The organism is Psychroflexus montanilacus (genome assembly GCF_020164535.1).
Taxonomy (GTDB): domain Bacteria; phylum Bacteroidota; class Bacteroidia; order Flavobacteriales; family Flavobacteriaceae; genus Psychroflexus; species Psychroflexus montanilacus.
Genome location: NZ_JAIQZC010000001.1, coordinates 155,341 through 175,089, shown reverse-complemented (window position 1 = coordinate 175,089; position 19,749 = coordinate 155,341). Strand labels below are relative to the sequence as shown.

The following is a 19,749-nucleotide window of genomic DNA, read 5'->3' as shown; positions in this document are numbered from 1 at the left end:
TTAGTTCAACTGAAATAGTTTAGTAAAGTTTTTTATATATTTGGTTTAAATCTAAAATAATTTAACATGAAAAATAAATACTTATCACTTTTGTTAGTTCTTATGTGTTACACTTTTGGTGCAGCTCAAGTGACCAATGAAGGAAAGCCAAAAAGTTGGAAACTCGATTTGGAAACTTCTAAGGCTCATACCATGCCAGGATTTGACTTGAAATCCTTGCAAGAAGAAGACGCTATAAATGATGAACTTAAAGATCGTCCTTTTCGTTTTGGATATGAACATCAAGTAAGTTTAGATTTTAAAAATGGGAAGTGGAATGAACTTAAGAATGGAGATAAAGTTTGGTTACTTAACGTTAAATCTGAAGGAGCAAAAACTTTAAACTTTCTGTTTGACGAATTCCATATTCCAGAAGGAGCTAAACTCTATTTTTACAACGATGATAAAACTGATCTTTTAGGTGCTTATACTGCCTCTCAGAACAGAGATGATATGCAATTTGGTACTTGGTTAATCAATGGTGATAATGTATGGATTGAATATTTTGAGCCAGCAAATTCAAAATTTAGAGGCCAACTTCATATTTCTAAAGTTGTCCATGGTTATAGGAGTGTAAACGATATTCCAGAATTAACTAAAGGTCTCAACGATTCAGGACCTTGCAATCAGGATGTTGATTGTCCTGTCGGTCCAGATTTTGATGATTTTAAAGATGAGTTAAAAAAGTCCGTTGCAATGACAATTGTTGGTGCTTCGGGATTTTGTTCCGGAGCTTTAATCAACAATACTCGTAATGATCAAAGTCAATATTTCCTGACTGCCAACCACTGTTTAGGTAGCTCTGTTGGTAATTGGGCGTTCAGATTTAACTGGGTAAGCCCAAATCCATCATGTTCTACAACGACAAATTCACCGGATGGAGATTTTGATCAAACCGCGAGTGGTGCAACATTATTAGCGAGTAATGCTAAGTCTGATTTTGCTCTTTTAGAAATTAATGCCCCATTTCCTAATGAGTGGGACCTAGTTTGGGCTGGATGGGACAGAACTGGTGATATACCAGAATTTACTGTCGGTATCCATCACCCTAGTGGAGATATTATGAAGGTTGCTAGAGATAATGATTCTCCAGCCAAAAACTCAAGACCATTTAATGGTATAAGTAATATGGACAACTGGTTTCTTGATGAATGGGAACTTGGGGTAACCGAACCAGGTTCATCAGGATCTCCATTATTTGATCAAAACGGTAGAATTGTTGGACAACTTGCTGGTGGTGCAGCAGCTTGCAGCGGTACAGTTAATAATGGGTCATTTGATTACTATGGACGTTTTGATGTGTCCTGGGATTTTGGAGACTCTTCAACGGATAGACTTCAGGATTGGTTGGATGCCGATGGAACTGGTGATCTGGTAGTTGATCAATTCCCTCCAGCTCAAGTATTTAATAATGATGTTGCCCTTTTGGTAGAAAATATAAATGATCCAATTTGTGGAGATGAAGCTATCCCAACGTTTACAATACTAAATCGAGGTACTGAAAACGTAACTAGCGCTACCCTAACTTATCAACTAGGTGAAGGTCCTGAAGAGACAATAGAATGGAGCGGGAATTTGAGTACTGGCGAGAGTGATGAAATTGGTTCTCCAACGTTAGACCTTACTACAGGAACAAACCTTGAAGCTTCTCTTGTAATCAACGGTGCAGATGATGAATTTTTGAATAATAATACTTTATCTAGACAAATTGATAATTTTGAAGGGGCAACATATTCCACAGAAACAGTTTCTTTAACGTTACTAACAGACGAATATGCAAGTGAAACGTCATGGGAGTTTATAGATGAAAATGGAAATGTTATTCAAGAAAGTCCTAGTACTTTATCAGATGAAACACTCTATGAAGAAACGTTTGAGGTTAATCCAGATTCATGTTATAGTTTCATAATTTTTGATTCTTTTGGAGATGGAATTTGCTGTGATTACGGTGAAGGATTTTATAGATTGGAAACTGCCTCTGGAGATATTATTGCTGAAGGCGGTGAGTTTAGTTCTGCAGAAACTACAGATATGAGAATTTCAGAAAGTTTATCTGCCATAGGATTTGATGAAACTACATTATCAATTTATCCAAACCCAACAAATTCTCTTCTAAATATTGAGTCCAATTCTGCAGATGATCTTAAGGTAAGTCTTTTTGATATGACTGGTAAACAATTATATTCTGGAGAAATGAAAGGTAGTACATCCATAGATCTAAATGCTTATTCTTCAGGAATCTATTTCGTGAAATTAGATAATGGGTCAGATTCTACTACCAAAAAAATTGTCAAGCAGTAAAATTTAATACTTTACTTTATAAAAAAGAAAAGCCCGAGTCAACTGTCTCGGGCTTTTGCATGAAATAATAAACTAAAACAAATTAAAATCTAAACTCGAAACCTCCATAGATACCAAATGGATGTCCTGGTCTCAATCCAGCTGGAACTCTAGCTACTTCATATTCAGTATCTAGCATGTTAATTATGTTAGACGTTAAGCTGAAATTTTTATTCAAGTGGTATTTAGCAGAAAGATCTACAATAAAATTGCTTCCCACTTTTTCATTTGATGGGATACTTCCAGACCCAGCTTGAGTTCTGAATTCGCCTCTATATCTGGCGTTGGCATGTGCTTCAAATTTATCGGCTATAAAACTTAAACCTGCATTGAATTGATGTCTAGAGATATATGGTACTTCGTCACCTTCTGCAACTTCTCCCCAAATTCCTACATTACTGTCAAATGTATTTTGAAATGTAGCATCAGTAAAAGTATAAGCTACACTAAATGGCATGCTGTAATTGGAATTAGCTTTCAAAACATCGTAAGCACCCTGTACTTCTACTCCAGCAACGTCTACCTCTCCTGCATTAAACAAGTCTAAGGTACCAACACCACCAGTTGCTGCAAAATCACTTCCCAATAAGTTACTGTAATCATTATAAAATCCAACAAGCTCACCCGAAAACCCGTTGTGATTGAAACGAGTACCTAACTCATAATTCACACTTTGTTCAGAGCTCTCTTCTGGTCTTGTACCGCCAGGGGAAAAACCTTTATGCACACCACCAAATAATGAAATCTCTTGATTAAATTTATAATTAGCACCTATTCCAGGGATAAATTCATTGATTTCATTTGACCTTGTGGATAAATCTGTTCCTGTTCTCTCTACATCATTTCTTCCGAAGTCATTTCTTTCTAATTTTATGTTCTCATATCTCAACCCTGGAGTTAATGTTAATTTACCATACTTCAACTTGTACATGACATGTGCTGCTAGTGCTTTTGCATCTGTAATGCGGTTAGAATCTGTTCCAGGTATACCTGCATCAACAAGATTCATATTTCCCCCAAGCATATTATAGCCATCTACCCACTGGAATCTATCTTCTTCGTCCTGGTGGTATCTTAAACCTACTTCAATATCATGATATACATCTCCGGTTAAAAAATGATAATCTGCTTTGGTCTGAATACCCTGAGAGTAGTATTCTCTATTATTATTTTTAAGATTTAATGCAGACCCAGCAAAATCTTCTGAGCCATTGACTATTCCAAACAACACTGGAAAATCCCCCGGATTTTCTAAAAGATTGGCGATACTGGTAGATTGACCATTTGCTGAAACGTCATTTAACTTATACCAGTTTCTTTTGAAATCATTTCTATAGGCTGTGGTAGTTACCCTGAAGTAATCTGTAATTTCAGCAGTGTGAGTTAACATAAACTGAGAATGCTCAGTACTCATAAGATCTTCTTGAGAACCTGCATAGCGTCTAAATGGAGTTCTGCTGTAATCCTCGTCTGTTAAACCTAAGTAGGTTTCATCCGAAGCTTCATCAGAATATTGAAATTTGAAATCTAAAGATTGCTGAACTCTTGCTTCAGGATTTGTGTTAACTCTAAACTTTGCTACCACATCGTTGGTTTCAAATCCGGTGTCCCCACCATTATCTAGATTTTTGAATCCTTCAGATTCTCGTCTATTATATTCTATCATATAACCAAAGTTTTTAAAAGAATCTCCAACGTTGGCATAACCATTAAAGGTGTTGTAAGAGCCATAATTAGCTCTGGCATTAGCACTGAAGCTGTTTGGTATTTCAGTGGAAACAAAGTTAATAGCACCTCCAGTGGTATTGGGGCCATACTGAATTTGACTACTTCCTTTTAAAACTTCAACAGCCTGCATTCTGTTCACATTAGGAAAATAATACGCAGCTGACGCACTATATGGAGCAGGAGCCATTAAAATTCCATCTTCCATAATGTTTATTTTAGAAGAACGTTCTGGAGAAGTTCCTCTCAAACTGATGTTTGGTCTTAACCCAAAACCGTCTTCTTCATATATATTTACACCTGGTACCTGACCTAAAATCCTATTGATGTCAAAATAATTGTGTTGCTCCAACTCTTGCTTCGATAAATAATAAGCTGAGCCAGTTCTGTTTCTTGCTTCAAACTTGCTCCCTAAAAGCTTATTGGCTACAATCGTAACTTCCATTAAATCTTGAATAGAATCTTTTTTTGCAGAATCTTGAGTCTGAGCCATTAAAAATCCTGTGCATAGTAGCAATAAAAAAGAGGTAATGCGATTTAAATTCATTATTGTTTATTTAGATTAATTATGTATTAGCTTGAATTTTTGCGCAAAAATAAGTGTGAACTTTGAATGCTACAAGTTTATTTAGACTTAATTCAAATAATTTTTTTTATGTTTTTGACTATCAGTAAGGTAGAATTCAGTTTTATATATCGATAGAATATCTACATTTGCTTTATAAAATTAGAATATGAAAAAAGCTCTACTTATACTAAGTGTTTTATTGTTTATCTCTTGCAACAGTATTAAAAAAACTCAGCAAGCTCTGAATTCCGGGAATTATAGAGAGGCAATGAATAGATCCATACAGAAACTACAGAAAAACAAATTCAATAATAAAAGTGCTGACTATGCAAGAATTCTTAAGAATTCTTTTGAAAAGTATAGGGAGCAAACTTTGGATAGAATTGATTTTCTTGAAAGGGAAACACTAAAAGATAATTCTAAACCAGTTTATGAATTATATGTAGAATTACAGTCAGTTCAAAATAGAGTGAAGCCACTTTTGCCATTGAAAAATAAATCAGGAGAAAATATAGATTTTAAATTCTTCGATTTTACTGAAAATGTCTTAGTTGGTAAAGAAAACTATGCTAACTATTTGTACACAAAAGCTAGTGACTTATTGAGAACCAACGATAAGATAGACAGTCGTCTGGCTTACAATAGTTTGGTAGAATTAGAAAATCTTGCACCAAGATTTAAGAATGCATCCTCATTAAAGCGCGAAGCTTACATTAATGGAATCGACTTCATTTTGGTTTCGTTATATAACGATACAGAACAAATTATTCCAAGTGAAGTAGAGGATAGGCTTCTTAACTTTAGTACGCTCAATCTAAACGATTTGTGGACAGAATATCACGTCAACGCAAGAGAAGACGTTAACTATGACTTATCTGTAGAAATTCATTTTAATAACATTCAATTTTCTCCTGAGCGTTTACTCGAAAAGGAAACTTCTCTCAACCGTGAAGTTGTTGATGGGTGGAAGTATAAAAAAGACAGAAACGGGAATTATATTTTGGATGATAAGGGTAACAAAATTAAAGAAGATGTTATAGTCAATGCCAGTGGTGTGTTTTATGAAACCATTCAATCTAAGGAAGTAAATGTAACTGCAGAAGTCAATTATTTTGATTTAAACACAGAGCAGAAGATCAATACATATCCGCTAGAAAGTCTATTTATTTTCGAAAATAGGTTTGCCAGGTTTAATGGTGACGAGCGAGTGCTCAACAAGGATGAACTCTTTCTATTGAGAAGAGGGCCAGTAGATTATCCGAGTAATGAAAGGATGCTTATAGATGCTTCAGAAGATATTAAAGCTAAACTGAAAGCCATTTTAAATCAACAGCTTTCTACTAATTAATTGTCGATGAATTTTTGATAATGTTCGTACCTCTTAAAGATTTCTCGAACATAATTATAAGGTTCTTCACCTCTTACATAGCCATATTTAATAAATGACTTGTTGTAATGTTCTGGAAAACTCAAATCCAGCAGAGCAAGTTCTACATTATTATCCCAAATCAAAGGATCTAAGCCTTGTTTTTTGGCTAGTTTCTGAGCATCTTTTACGTGGTAGAGACCACAATTATAGGAGCCTAAAGCAAATTTTATACGCTGAATACTGTCTTTTACCTCTTCATGGCTATCGATCATTTGGTTGAGATACTTAGCCCCAGCTTTTAAACTCTGACCAGGATTGTAAGGGTCTGTAACCCCAAGTTCTCTTGCAGTAGCAGGCATGATCTGCATGAGGCCGCTAGCTCCAGCCCAGGAATCTCTGTTTGGCTTAAACTGTGATTCCTGGTAGGCAACTGAAGCCAATAGTCTCCAGTCCCAGTTGATTAGATCAGCATTTTCTTTTATGATTTCATCAAAAGGACTTATTTTGTTTTCGTTTAGGCTATAAAACTCACTTATAACTCGTTTTTTATGAAGTCTTTTATTTTTGAAATATTTATTATAAATCACATGATAATCTGTTGTTTTTTTGGCTTTATCCAACCATTGATTAACCGTAGCTAGAAGTTGCGTGTCTCTTTTTCTCACAGCCCAGCCTATGCGCTGGGAAAGGCTTAATGAAGTGTTGATATCTAGTATAGGGTAATAAGAGGAGTTGATGAATGCAATATTTTCATCTGCTATTGTGTATTTAATTTCACCCTCAGCAACTTTTTGAATAATTTTATCTGTTGACATCGTGCCTTCCAGTGTATCTATAAATATGCTACCACCTAATTCGTTGGCAAGATTTTTCACTCTGGATGCATAAGAAGAATTTCTTTTCACAGAAATGGTATCACCAATCAATTCAACAGGATTGGTGACCAAATAATTTTTAATTTCATGCAATTTCATCTGTCTCCAGTATTCAGGTTTTCTCTGGATCAAGACCTGATGAGACAAGTATAGGGGTGTGGTGAAATTTATCTGTTTCTTTCTAGATTCTGTAATCGTATACCCATAAGCCAGTAGATCTCCTTCACCATTTTGTAAAAGTTCCACCAAGTCATTTTCGTCTTTCGCGATTACCATTTCAAGCTCTACACCAAGATCTTTTGCAAGTCTTTCCAGGAGCTCATATTCAAACCCCATGGGCCTTCCTTTATAAAGAAAGTAGGTAGTTCCAGAATAAATAGTAAGTGCTTTTAAAGTTCCACTTTCTTTTATTTCTTCCAGATCTCTTGTGAATTTATCGGTATTGTTGTCCAATTCAGGCTCTTTTGAGGATTGACAACTCATGATGACAAGCATCAAAAATAGGAGCAAAATCTTTTTCATATGCATAAATAAGGAACTTCAAGATATGAATTAGTTTAATGTATTAAAACTATTTCTTAATCTTTTAGAAACAAAAAAGACCAGAATAAACTGGTCTTTTGATATAACTTTTTGATTTTAAACTAATTAATCCTCATCATCCTCTTCATCATCTTTTTGAGGTAAATCTACATAGTTCATATCCATTTCATCATCATCATAATCCTCAACATCAAATTTGGTCATTGTGTCTTCTAATCTAGTGCTTATTTTAACTAAATAGATACAATCTTCGGTTTTCACTTCAACAGCTTCAACAGTTTCATTTTTGGAGTTTTTAAATACCAACACATCTCTATCATCATAGCCATCAGGATATTTTTGAACAAGAAGAGATAAGATTTCAGGTGTAAGTTTTTTGTAATCAATGATGATGCGTTTCATACTGAAAAATGTTTGTTATCAACAAACATAAAATAAAAGTTGACATAAAAAAACAAAATCATTTTAAATTAAAAACTCTTTTCAGCACCGCTGTGGAATCACAGTTTTCGAAGATTAATCCAAGCTCCTTTTTGTTTACTTTACCTTCAACTTGATAAATTTTACAAGGCTTTGCTTCAATATCACTTTTTTTAAAGTTCACATCTCCAGCTTTTAATATATAAGATATGTATGAAGTGTCGATCTGTTGAGCTTCGAAAAATAGAAGAGCATCCTTAGAAACAATTCGTTCTTTGTTTCGGATGTTTTTTAAAACTCTAGCATCTAGTCCCCAGTCACATGATGTTTTTTTGCCACCTAAAAAAAACATGAGCATAATGATTCCCACTACAAATCCTGATAGATAATAACCTAGCCTATGAATGAATTTCATGTCAATTTTTTAAAAGATAAGTAAATTGGGATCTCTGTGGTTAAGGTCAAACCATTCAGCTACAGACTTATTTGTTAATATACCATGATAAAAGTATAAGCCGTTTCTGAGACCAGAATTAATCCTTAAAGCTGGTTCTAAGCCTCCTTCTTCACCTATATCTAGTAGGTAGGGAGTAAAAATATTACTAATAGATAAGGACGCTGTCCTTGAGTATCTTGAAGGTATGTTTGGAACGCAATAATGAATGACATCGTGTTTTTCCATAGTTGGATTATCGTGTGTTGTCATCACTGAGGATTCAATGCATCCGCCCATATCAATACTTACATCTATTATTACCGCCCCTTTTTTCATCCTCTTCACCATTTCTTCAGTCACAATAACTGGAGCTCTGTTTTTTCCTCTCACAGCACCAATAACCACATCCGCTCGTTTTAATGCTTTCATGAGTATTTTAGGCTGAAGCGTAGAAGTGAATAATGGCCGACCTACGTTGCTTTGCAAACAACGTAACTTAGTAAGTGAACTATCAAACACCTTCACACCAGCACCAAGCCCTAGAGCGCTTCTTGTCGCAAATTCCCCAACTGTTCCGGCTCCTAAAATGACAACCTCTACTGGAGGTACACCGCTTATGTTTCCAAACATAAGACCATTCCCTCCAGACATATTGGAAAGCAGTTCTGAAGCAATAAGTATAGAAGATGTTCCGGCAATTTCACTTAGCGCTCTTACGGCTGGATAGCCGCCAAACTCATCTTTTATAAATTCAAATGCTAAAGCTGTTATTCTTTTTTTGGCTAGGGTTTCACAGTAAGATTTATTCCTGGTTTTCAACTGTAAAGCCGATATCAGTATCGCCTGTGGTTTAATCATTTCGAGCTCCTCTTCAGATGGCGGAGCGACTTTCAAAATAATAGGACAAGCAAAAACTTTATGAGTGTCTTTGCTAACTTCTCCACCTGCTTCACTATAGTCCTTATCACTGAAATTCGCCTGATCACCTGCACCACTTTCTATCAAAACTCGATGCCCGTTTTGAGTCAAGGCATTCACTGCATCTGGAGTAAGACAAACTCTTTTTTCCTGGTAAGAAGTTTCTTTGGGAAGTCCAATAAATAGTTCTCCTTTGGAACGTTGTATCTCGAGCATCTCTTCCTGGGGGAGCAGTTCTGAAGTTGAAAAGGGTGATTTTGAGGAGTGTGGATTCATTGAAAATATTAGTTAAGCGAAATTAATTAAAATAAACCGGAAAACTCCTCACAATTTTTTAAAACTCACTCAAAGTCAGTGATCGAGTATCTGTATTTTTAACTTCAAATTTTAATAGAGTATAATGCTCGGGCCACAAATTTGGGATCTTTTCTGGCCATTCTATGAAAACATAATGTTTGCCATCCAGATAATCTTCAAACCCGATATCATAAGCCTCATTTTCATCCTCAATTCTATAGAAATCAAAATGATAGATGTCAGTTTCTTTACCTTGATATTCATTGACTAGAGAAAAAGTAGGGCTGGTAACTTTGTCTTGACTTCCAAGCTGATTGACCATTTCTTTAATCAAAGTTGTTTTTCCTGCGCCCATTTCACCAGAAAAAAGAATATATTTTGAATTTGCCTTTTCTAAAACTTGGTTAGCAATATTTCCAAGATCTTCAAGTGTGTAATCTAATGTCATCATATTACCTTGGTTCCATTACCACAAATGGTATAATCATTTCCTCCAGGGATATTCCTCCGTGCTGATATGAATTTCTATAATAATTCACGTAATAATTATAGTTATTTGGGTAAGCTAAAAAATAGTTTTCTTTAGCAAAAATAAAGGAACTCGACATATTGATACTGGGTAAATGAATCTTTTTTGGATCTTTGGCTACAACAACATCCTTTTCATTATAAGTCAAACTTTTCCCAGTTTTGTATCTTAAATTTAGACTTGTGTTTTTATCACCAACTACTTTGGAAGGATGTTTCACGTTAATGGTACCGTGGTCTGTCGTTATAATTAATTTAAACCCTAGACTCTGTGCCTGTTGAATAATGTCCAATAAGGGTGAATTTTTGAACCAGCTTTGCGTCAAAGATCTGTAGGATTTATCGTTGGAGGCCAATTCTTTTATAACCTCAAGCTCGGTTTTAGAATGTGAAAGCATGTCTACAAAATTGTAAACAAGAACCGTTAAGTCATTATCTTTTTGACTTCTAAAGTTTTCTGCCAACTTCTTGCCTTTGGCTACATTTGTTATTTTGTGAAATTGGGTTTTGTAATCTTTACCAAGCCTGCTTAACTGAGCTTCCAAAAATTCCTTTTCAAATTGATTTTTTCCGCCATCATCTGTGTCATTCAACCAGTATTCTGGATAAATCTTTTCCATATCGGCAGGTGTTAAGCCAGAAAACAGTGCATTTCTCGCATACTGCGTTGCAGTTGGCAAAATACTGAAATATGGCTCTTCCTTATTTTTTTTGTAATGATTGGCAATGGTAGATTCAAAAGACTTCCATTGATCGTATCTCAAGTTATCAACAACTACTAGAAGTGTGGGCTGGTCTTTGGATAATTCTGGTAGAATTTTAGATTTGAAAAGCGTGTGCGATAGAGTAGGAGCCTCTGCATTTTTTTCAAACCATGTTTGGTAATTTTGATCTATAAACTTACAAAATTCAATATTGGCTTCGTTTTTTTGAGATTCAAGAATTTCGAACATTCCTGTATCCTCAACTGTTTCAAGCTCAAGCTCCCAGTAAATCAACTTTAAATATAAATCCACCCATTCCTGATAACTATTAACATTCGTCAGTTCCATAGATATTTTCCGGAACTCCTGTTGATAATTTAAAGTAGTTTTCTCCGAAACCAATCTAGAATGGTCCAGGTTTTTTTTCAGACTCAGTAAAATTTGATTTGGATTTACAGGTTTTATGAGATAATCTGCGATTTTGGAGCCAATCGCTTCTTCCATGATATATTCCTCTTCACTTTTAGTTATCATTATAACTGGTAGGTCATTTCGGATCGCTTTCAATTCGTTAAGCGTTTCTAGTCCTGTGAGTCCAGGCATATTTTCGTCCAGAAAGACAATATCAAACCTTGTATTTGTCACTTCGTCAATAGCTTCCGTACCACTTTGACAGGTTGTTACTTCGTAGGATTTTTTTTCTAGAAATAATATATGTGGCTTTAGTAAATCAATCTCATCATCCACCCAGAGTACTTTTATCTTTGACATATATAGCTGTATATTTGTGTTTTAAAATTTTTTTGAATTGAACCAAAGGAACAAACTTAAAATAATAAACGATCCGATTTATGGATTTATTACCATTCCGAGCCCTTTAATTTTTGATCTTATTGAGCATCCTTACTTCCAAAGATTGAGGCGTATTACTCAAATGGGACTATCGCATTTGGTATATCCAGGAGCCAACCATACACGATTTCATCATGCTTTAGGTTGCCTTCACCTGATGAAGAAATCTATTGATATTTTGAAATCCAAAGGAATTGAAATTTCAGAAGAAGAGGAAGAAGCTGTACTTATTGCGATTTTACTTCACGATATAGGACATGGTCCATTTTCTCATGCTTTAGAACATTCTATCGTAAGTGATCTTTCACATGAGTACCTGTCACTTGAGTTTATGAATAAATTAAATTCAGAATTCAACGGTCAACTTACTTTAGCCATTGATATATTCAGAGGAAACCACGATAAAAAGTTTTTGTGTCAGCTTATTTCGAGCCAGTTGGATGTAGATCGACTGGACTACTTAAAGCGGGATAGCTTTTACACCGGTGTTGCCGAAGGAAATATCAATAGTGAGCGACTTATCAATATGCTGAATGTAGTTGATGACGAACTTGTTGTGGAAGAAAAAGGGATATATTCTATCGAGAAGTTTCTTGTTGCGCGAAGGCTTATGTATTGGCAAGTGTATTTGCACAAAACCAGTTTGTGTGCAGAACAAATACTTATAAGATTACTTCGTAGGGCAAAATTTGTTTTTGAGACGACTGAGGAAACTATTGAAAACTCAACCTTAAACTACTTTTTAAGACACAGAATTGATTCTGAAAATTTTGATGACCTCACTTTAGAGTTATTTTCCAAACTTGATGATTACGATATCATTTCAGCCTTGAAAGTTTGGCAACATCATGATGATTTTGTGCTTAGTAAGTTAAGCCAAATGATTTTGAATAGGGATTTACTTAAAATAAAGTTGAAAAATGAACCTGTTGATGCAGAAAAACTGGAGGAGTATTTAAAAAAAGCTCAGAAGAATTTCAACATTACTATAGCTGAAGCAGCGTATTTTGTTTTTGAAGGTTCTACCTCAAATCTTGCTTATCAGCCTGACAAAGAACATATTAATATTTGGTATAAAAATGGAAAAATCAAAGATGTTTCTTCAGCTTCAGATCAACTCAATTTGAAAGCGCTTTCAAAAACAGTAATCAAATACTACATATGTTACCCAAAATCCAATAATTAACCGTTTTTTTCTATTTTTGCCAGAATGAAATTTACAGCTCAACAAATAGCAGATATATTAGACGGTGACATCGAGGGAAATCCCGATGCCGAAGTTGATAAGCTTTCTAAGATAGAGGAGGGGAAAGAAGGTTCACTTACATTCTTATCCAACCCTAAATATACAGCATACATTTACGAAACTGAAGCTAGCATTTGTATAGTAAACAAAAGTTTTGAGAAAAATCAGCCGATATCTACTACACTTATAAAAGTAGAAGATTCTTACGAAGCCTTTTCAAAATTATTAGAAGTTTACAATCAAATTAAACTGGATAAAAAAGGTATTGAAACACCAAGTTCAATTTCAGATTCAGCCAAACTTGGAGAAGAGCCTTACATTGGGGCTTTTGTTTACATTGGAGAAAATGTAGTGATTGGTAATAAAGTAAAAATATACCCCAATGTGTATATTGGTGATAATGTGACAATTGGAGATCATGTGACCATTTTTGCTGGAAGTAAGATATATTCTGAAACGCAGATTGGAAATCATTGTACTTTGCATAGTGGAGTAATAATAGGTGCCGACGGATTTGGTTTTTCTCCATCAGACAATGGGGAATATTCCAAAATTCCACAAATAGGGAATGTCATCATAGAAGACTATGTAGATATTGGTGCGGCAACTACGATAGATAGGGCAACTCTTGGTTCAACAATAATTAGAAAAGGTGTAAAATTGGATAATCAAATCCAAATTGCACACAATGTGGAGATAGGTGAACATACTGCCATAGCAGCACAAACTGGAATAGCTGGATCTACGAAAATTGGTAAAAATTGCCTTATTGGAGGTCAGGTAGGTGTTGCAGGTCACATCAAAATTGGTGATCGAGTAAAAATACAGGCTCAGACTGGAGTAGGAAGGAATATAAAAGATGATGAAGCGATCCAAGGTTCTCCAGCGTTTGGATATAGTGATTTTAATAAATCTTATGTTCACTTCAGAAATTTCCCAAAAATAATAAGCCGCATAGACAATATTGAAAAACAACTTCCCAAGAATGAAAACCATTAACCAAACCACTATAAAAAAAGAAGTGTCTCTCCATGGAGTGGGGCTTCATACTGGTCAAAATGTTACGTTAACATTCAAGCCTGCTCCAGTCAATAATGGATTTGCTTTTAAAAGAATTGATCTTGAAGGCGAGCCAATTATTCCTGCAGATGCAAATTTTGTTACTAATACGGACAGAGGAACAAGTCTGGAAAAGAATGGCGTAGTAATCCAAACTTCAGAGCATGTTCTTGCTGCTTGCGTAGGTTTAGGAATAGATAACGTTATTTTAGAACTTAATGCATCAGAGCCACCTATTATGGATGGTTCGTCAAAGTTTTTTGTAGAAGCTTTAGAAAAAGCTGGTATTGAAGAACAAGATGCACCAAGGGATGAGTTTATTGTGAAAGATGTCATTTCCTTCAAAGATGAAGAAACCGGTTCAGAAATCATAGTGATGCCTGCTAATGAATATCAGGTGACTACCATGGTAGATTTTGGAACTAAAGTTCTGGGCACACAAAATGCTTATTTAAATAAAATGAGCGATTTCAAAAAAGAAATTGCAGACTCAAGAACCTTTAGCTTTTTGCATGAACTAGAAGCAATGCTAGCAAATGGACTTATTAAGGGTGGAGACCTTAATAATGCCATAGTTTATGTAGATAAGGAACTTTCGCCAGATACAATGGTGAGGTTACAAGAAGCATTTGGTAAAAATGAAATCTCTGTAAAACCTAACGGTATTTTAGACAATCTCACACTTCATTATCCCAATGAAGCAGCTAGGCATAAATTGCTGGATGTTATCGGGGATTTAGCATTGGTAGGAACACACATTAGAGGTAAAGTCATCGCCAACAAACCAGGTCATTCTATCAACACTCAGTTTGCTAAAAAGCTTGCTAAAATTATTAAAACTGAAAAACGAAATAAAGTACCTAAGTTTGATCTTAACAGAGCTCCGCTTTATGATGTTACGGAGATCATGAACAGACTCCCGCACAGGCCTCCGTTTTTACTGGTAGACAAGATCTTTGAATTGACAGATAAGTCTGTAATTGGGACCAAAAACGTAACCATGAATGAACCTTTTTTTGTAGGTCATTTTCCTGGTAAGCCTGTAATGCCTGGGGTACTTCAAATTGAAGCCATGGCTCAAACCGGAGGTATTTTAGCGTTAAGTACGGTAGAAGATCCTGAAAATTACTTGACTTACTTTATCAAAATTGATAATGTAAAGTTCAAACAACAAGTTGTGCCTGGGGATACGCTTATTTTCAAACTGGAGCTTATTTCTCCAATCCGACGTGGAATTTGTCATATGCAGGGATATGCTTATGCAAATGATAAATTAGCTTGTGAGGCTGAACTCATGGCTCAAATTGTAAAATCAAAATAACATGAATCAACCCTTAGCATACGTTCATCCTGGAGCAAAAATTGCCAAAAATGTAGTGATAGAACCTTTCACTACTATTCATAACAATGTTGAAATCGGCGAAGGCACTTGGATTGGTTCTAACGTAACTATAATGGAAGGTGCCCGCATTGGAAAAAACGTGAGTATTTTTCCTGGTGCTGTCATATCTGCCGTACCGCAAGATAAAAAATTTGAAGACGAAGATACCATTACCGAAATTGGAGACAATACGACCATTAGAGAATGTGTTACCATAAATAGAGGTACCAGCGATAAAATGAAAACCAAAGTTGGTAAAAACTGCTGGATCATGGCGTATTGCCATATTGCACATGACTGTATTGTAGGAGATAATTGCGTATTTTCAAACAACAGTACACTAGCTGGACACATTGTTGTGGGCGATCATGCTGTTCTTGCAGGAATGGCGGCTGTGCAACAATTTTGCAGTATAGGACGCCATGCTTTCATTACAGGAGGTTCACTAGTGAGAAAAGATGTTCCACCATTTGTAAAAGCTGGAAGAGAACCCTTATCTTATGTTGGAATTAATTCTGTAGGATTACGCAGAAGAGGATTTGATACAGACAAAATAAGAGAAATTCAAAACATTTATAGGATTCTTTATCAGAAAAATTATAACAATACTCAGGCAGTTTCAATTATAGAAGCAGAGATGGAGGCAACTCCTGAGCGTGATGAAATACTTCAATTTATAAAAGATTCCCAAAGGGGAATTATGAAAGGATATTTTTCAAACTAAAAAATTATGGCTACAACAAGCGACATTAGAAATGGATTGTGCATCAGATACAATCACGATATATTTAAAGTAACGGAATTTCTCCATGTGAAACCAGGAAAAGGTCCTGCATTTGTGAGAACCAAATTGAAAAGTGTAACCACTGGAAAAGTTATTGATAACACCTTTTCTGCAGGTCACAAAATAGAAGAAGTAAGAGTTGAAACTCACAAGTATCAGTTTTTGTATCAAGAAGGGGAATTTTATCACTTCATGCACGTAGAAGATTTTACTCAAATTAGACTACTGGAAGCAGCCTTAGATATGCCAAATTTGCTTAAAGAAGGTGAGGTGGTCACTATCTTAATCAACACAGAAGATAATCAGCCACTTTCTGTCGATATGCCTCCTCATGTGGTTCTAGAAGTGACACAAACAGAACCTGGACTTAAAGGAAATACAGCGACCAACGCTACTAAACCTGCGACTTTGGAAACAGGCGCAGAGGTGAATGTTCCTTTATTTATAAACGAAGGCGATAAAGTAAAAGTTGAAACTGAAAAAGGGACTTACAAAGAACGTATTAAAGAATAAGAAGACCTTATCAAATGAAGTTTCCTCACTCACAAAGTCTTAAACAAATTGCTGAGCTTATTAAGGCTGATTTTGTTGGTGAACCAGATTTTAAAATTCTGGGCATCAACGAGATTCATGTTGTTGAAGAGGGTGATATTGTTTTTGTAGACCATCCTAAATACTATGATAAAGCTTTAGAATCTAAGGCCAGCGTTGTATTAATCAATAAAAAAGTGGACTGCCCGGAAGGAAAAGCACTTTTAATTTCAGAAGATCCTTTTACAGACTTTAATAAGCTTACAGCTCATTTCTCACCCTTCAAGGCCTCAAGTCAAGCTGTATCAAATTCAGCAAAAATTGGAGAAAATACAATCCTACAGCCTAATGTGTTTTTGGGGAATGATGTGAAAATTGGTAATAATTGTATTATCCACAGCAATGTCTCCATCTATGATGGTGTTGAAATTGGCGACAACGTGCAGATTCATGCAGGAACAATTCTAGGGGCGGACGCTTTTTATTACAAAAACAGACCTACACATCACGATAAACTTTTTTCTGGAGGTAGTGTTAAGATTGAAAATAACGTTGAAATTGGAGCACTTTGCACCATAGATAAAGGAGTTTCTGGTATTACCATCATTGGCGAAGGGACAAAGTTGGATAATCAGGTTCAAATAGGGCACGATACAATTATCGGCAAAAAGTGCTTAATCGCTTCACAAACAGGTATAGCAGGTTGCGTTATTGTAGAAGATGAAGTGACTATTTGGGGACAAGTCGGGATAGCCAGTGGCTTAAAGATTGGTTCAAAAGCAATCATATTTGCTCAATCTGGCATTAGTAAAGATTTAAAACCAAATACAACCTATTTTGGTACTCCTGCAGACGATATAAAGAAAAAATACAGAGAATTAGCCTACATAAACAGAATTCCAGATATCATTCAAAAATTGAAAAATTTATGAGTACTTCAAATAAGGACTTAGTTAAAGACTTTTTTACCTCAAAATATTATAAGAATACGGCAGACTTTGAAAAGTTTATTCATCCAGACATCAAAATTGACTGGAACAGCAGTAAAGGTTTTTTTCTATTCGATTATGACAAATTCAAGTCCATGTCTTTTGAAATGGGAAAATCTTTTGAAAATATGTCTCCAGAATTTTCTCATCTTATAGAAGAAGATCATAAAGTCTGCGCCAGATTTACTTACAATGTTGAGACTATGGAATCTACAGATTTAATAGGTCTGGCAGATTTTTTTAGCATCTGGGAGATTAGAGATAACAAGTTATATAGAGGTTACATTATGTCACAACCATGCGATGATGGTCTAGAAGGTATTTTATCTTATATAAATGACCATAATTAAACAATTAAATACTTAATAATTTTTAAGGCTCGGCTTAAAAAATTACTTTTGTTCAACAAAAATTAAACAAACTTATGAGCGTTTTAGTCAATAAAGATTCAAAAATAATTGTTCAGGGATTTACGGGGAGTGAAGGCTCTTTTCATGCTGAGCAAATGATAGATTACGGAACCAACATTGTGGGTGGAGTTACACCTGGTAAAGGAGGAACTACACATCTAGGAAAGCCAGTTTTCAACACGGTTTCTGAAGCTGTTGAAAAAGCTGGAGCAGATACTACTATCATTTTTGTTCCGCCAGCATTTGCGGCAGATGCAATTATGGAAGCAGCAGATGCCGGTATTAAAGTAATTATTGCTATTACTGAAGGTATTCCTGTTTCTGATATGATTAAAGCTTCAGATTACATCAAAGGAAAAGATTGCAGACTTATTGGTCCAAACTGTCCAGGTGTTATTACTCCTGAAGAGGCAAAAGTTGGTATCATGCCAGGTTTCGTTTTCAAAAAAGGTAAAGTAGGTATTGTTTCAAAATCTGGAACATTGACGTATGAAGCAGCAGACCAAGTTGTAAAAGAAGGCTACGGTATTACAACAGCTATTGGTATTGGCGGTGATCCAATCATTGGAACTACGACTAAAGACGCTGTTGAAATGTTAGTAGGAGATCCTGATACTGAATGTGTAGTGATGATTGGAGAGATAGGTGGACAGCTGGAGGCTGAAGCTGCAAAATGGTATAAAGAAAGCGGTAGCAAAAAGCCTGTGATTGGATTTATTGCAGGTGAAACAGCTCCTGCTGGAAGAACAATGGGTCACGCTGGTGCTATTGTAGGCGGAAGCGAAGATACGGCTCAAGCTAAAAAAGCAATTCTGAAAGATTCAGGAATTTACGTTGTAGATTCTCCTGCAGAAATTGGTAAAAAAGTTGCTGAAGTTTTATCCAAATAACATTCACTAGTCTTAAGCCTTTGTTCTTAAACAAGGGCTTTTTTATATTCTAAATTGAAGTTTATGAAATTACTTGATTCAAAAAATGTCATTATTACGGGTGGAAGTCGGGGTATAGGTAAAGGTATTGCAGAAGTTTTTGCAAAGCACGGTGCTAATGTTGCTTTTACCTACAATTCTTCTTCAAGTTCAGCTCAGGAGCTTGAGGATCACTTAAAAACGTTTGGTGTTAACGCAAAAGCATACCAATCTGATGCTTCTGATTTTGATCAAGCTCAAAAACTGGCAGACGATATTATAAAGGATTTTGGAAGTATTGATGTTTTGATTAATAATGCCGGAATCACCAAGGATAACTTGTTGATGCGTATGAGTGAAGATGATTTTGACAAAGTGATAAAAGTAAACCTGAACTCGGTTTTCAACTTAACAAAAGCTGTCCTGAGACCTATGCTGAAACAGAGACACGGCAGCATAATCAACATAAGTTCTGTAGTAGGCATAAAAGGAAATGCTGGTCAGGCGAATTATTCTGCTTCCAAAGCTGGAATTATCGGTTTTTCTAAATCTGTCGCGCTTGAGTTAGGGTCTCGAAATATTCGTTCCAACGTAGTTGCACCAGGTTTTATTGAAACTGAAATGACTGAAAAGCTTGATGAGAAAACGGTTGAAGGATGGAGGCAGGCAATCCCCCTAAAACGTGGTGGACAACCAGAAGACATTGCAAACGCATGTGTTTTTCTTGCTAGTGACATGAGCTCTTACATTACTGGGCAGACCTTAAGTGTGGATGGAGGTATGTTAACCTAATAACCAATGATGACAGGTCACCTTTTGCTCTTGCT

General features: G+C 35.6%; 18 protein-coding genes. 11 read left to right on the top strand and 7 right to left on the bottom strand.

All coding sequences use genetic code 11. From position 1 onward, the window contains the following. The first annotated feature begins 66 nt into the window (after positions 1-66). The gene (locus LB454_RS00840; protein WP_224462415.1) at positions 67-2,340 is read left to right on the top strand and encodes a T9SS type A sorting domain-containing protein; all 2,274 of its coding nucleotides are present in this window, start codon (positions 67-69) and stop codon (positions 2,338-2,340) included. Positions 2,341-2,422: 82 nt separating this feature from the next. On the opposite strand, the gene LB454_RS00835 is transcribed toward LB454_RS00840, so the two are convergent. Further along, positions 2,423-4,651: a TonB-dependent receptor family protein gene (locus LB454_RS00835; RefSeq protein WP_224462414.1), complete on the bottom strand. Its 2,229-nt coding sequence runs from the start codon at positions 4,649-4,651 to the stop codon at positions 2,423-2,425. A gap of 187 nt (positions 4,652-4,838) precedes the next feature. Between LB454_RS00835 and LB454_RS00830 the strand changes: the two genes are divergently transcribed. After that, complete coding sequence (locus LB454_RS00830) at positions 4,839-6,020, top strand: hypothetical protein (protein ID WP_224462413.1); 1,182 nt, start codon at positions 4,839-4,841, stop codon at positions 6,018-6,020. On the opposite strand, the gene LB454_RS00825 is transcribed toward LB454_RS00830, so the two are convergent. From LB454_RS00825 to porX, 6 genes are all read right to left on the bottom strand, one after another. After that, positions 6,017-7,438 (bottom strand): MltF family protein, encoded by a 1,422-nt coding sequence (locus tag LB454_RS00825; RefSeq protein ID WP_224462412.1) that lies wholly within the window; start codon positions 7,436-7,438, stop codon positions 6,017-6,019. The genes LB454_RS00830 and LB454_RS00825 overlap by 4 nt on opposite strands. 126 nt (positions 7,439-7,564) lie before the next feature. Beyond that, on the bottom strand, positions 7,565-7,861 hold the full coding sequence (locus LB454_RS00820; RefSeq protein ID WP_224462411.1) for a hypothetical protein: 297 nt from the start codon (positions 7,859-7,861) through the stop codon (positions 7,565-7,567). Positions 7,862-7,919: 58 nt separating this feature from the next. Next, entirely contained in the window at positions 7,920-8,294 is a 375-nt protein-coding gene (locus LB454_RS00815) for a DUF4258 domain-containing protein (RefSeq protein WP_224462410.1), read from the bottom strand. A gap of 9 nt (positions 8,295-8,303) precedes the next feature. Beyond that, a complete protein-coding gene (locus LB454_RS00810) occupies positions 8,304-9,509 on the bottom strand; it encodes an alanine dehydrogenase (RefSeq protein WP_224462409.1) in 1,206 nt (401 codons plus the stop codon). Positions 9,510-9,567: 58 nt separating this feature from the next. Beyond that, positions 9,568-9,978, bottom strand: coding sequence for a tRNA (adenosine(37)-N6)-threonylcarbamoyltransferase complex ATPase subunit type 1 TsaE (gene tsaE / locus LB454_RS00805; RefSeq protein ID WP_224463851.1), 411 nt, complete (start codon positions 9,976-9,978; stop codon positions 9,568-9,570). Between the two features lie 4 nt (positions 9,979-9,982). Continuing rightward, positions 9,983-11,533, bottom strand: a complete 1,551-nt coding sequence (porX, locus tag LB454_RS00800) for a T9SS response regulator signal transducer PorX (RefSeq protein ID WP_224462408.1) — start codon at positions 11,531-11,533, stop codon at positions 9,983-9,985. A 37-nt stretch (positions 11,534-11,570) separates the two neighbouring features. On the opposite strand from porX, the gene LB454_RS00795 reads away from it, so the two are divergent. The 9 genes from LB454_RS00795 to fabG all read left to right on the top strand — a co-directional run bounded on the left by LB454_RS00795 (position 11,571) and on the right by fabG (position 19,714). Next, positions 11,571-12,800, top strand: a complete 1,230-nt coding sequence (locus LB454_RS00795; protein WP_224462407.1) for an HD domain-containing protein — start codon at positions 11,571-11,573, stop codon at positions 12,798-12,800. Positions 12,801-12,824: 24 nt separating this feature from the next. Beyond that, the gene (gene lpxD, locus LB454_RS00790) at positions 12,825-13,859 is read left to right on the top strand and encodes a UDP-3-O-(3-hydroxymyristoyl)glucosamine N-acyltransferase (RefSeq protein ID WP_224462406.1); all 1,035 of its coding nucleotides are present in this window, start codon (positions 12,825-12,827) and stop codon (positions 13,857-13,859) included. Next, entirely contained in the window at positions 13,846-15,240 is a 1,395-nt protein-coding gene (locus LB454_RS00785) for a bifunctional UDP-3-O-[3-hydroxymyristoyl] N-acetylglucosamine deacetylase/3-hydroxyacyl-ACP dehydratase (protein WP_224462405.1), read from the top strand. The genes lpxD and LB454_RS00785 overlap by 14 nt, the downstream gene beginning before the upstream one ends. 1 nt (position 15,241) lies before the next feature. Then, complete coding sequence (gene lpxA / locus LB454_RS00780; RefSeq protein WP_224462404.1) at positions 15,242-16,024, top strand: acyl-ACP--UDP-N-acetylglucosamine O-acyltransferase; 783 nt, start codon at positions 15,242-15,244, stop codon at positions 16,022-16,024. A 6-nt stretch (positions 16,025-16,030) separates the two neighbouring features. Further along, on the top strand, positions 16,031-16,597 hold the full coding sequence (gene efp / locus LB454_RS00775; protein ID WP_224462403.1) for an elongation factor P: 567 nt from the start codon (positions 16,031-16,033) through the stop codon (positions 16,595-16,597). A gap of 14 nt (positions 16,598-16,611) precedes the next feature. Further along, positions 16,612-17,547, top strand: a complete 936-nt coding sequence (locus LB454_RS00770) for a UDP-3-O-(3-hydroxymyristoyl)glucosamine N-acyltransferase (RefSeq protein ID WP_224462402.1) — start codon at positions 16,612-16,614, stop codon at positions 17,545-17,547. Beyond that, positions 17,544-17,954: a hypothetical protein gene (locus LB454_RS00765; RefSeq protein WP_224462401.1), complete on the top strand. Its 411-nt coding sequence runs from the start codon at positions 17,544-17,546 to the stop codon at positions 17,952-17,954. The genes LB454_RS00770 and LB454_RS00765 overlap by 4 nt, the downstream gene beginning before the upstream one ends. A gap of 74 nt (positions 17,955-18,028) precedes the next feature. Continuing rightward, positions 18,029-18,904 (top strand): succinate--CoA ligase subunit alpha, encoded by an 876-nt coding sequence (gene sucD, locus LB454_RS00760; RefSeq protein ID WP_224462400.1) that lies wholly within the window; start codon positions 18,029-18,031, stop codon positions 18,902-18,904. Positions 18,905-18,967: 63 nt separating this feature from the next. Next, entirely contained in the window at positions 18,968-19,714 is a 747-nt protein-coding gene (gene fabG / locus LB454_RS00755) for a 3-oxoacyl-[acyl-carrier-protein] reductase (RefSeq protein WP_224462399.1), read from the top strand. The last annotated feature ends 35 nt before the right edge of the window (positions 19,715-19,749 follow it).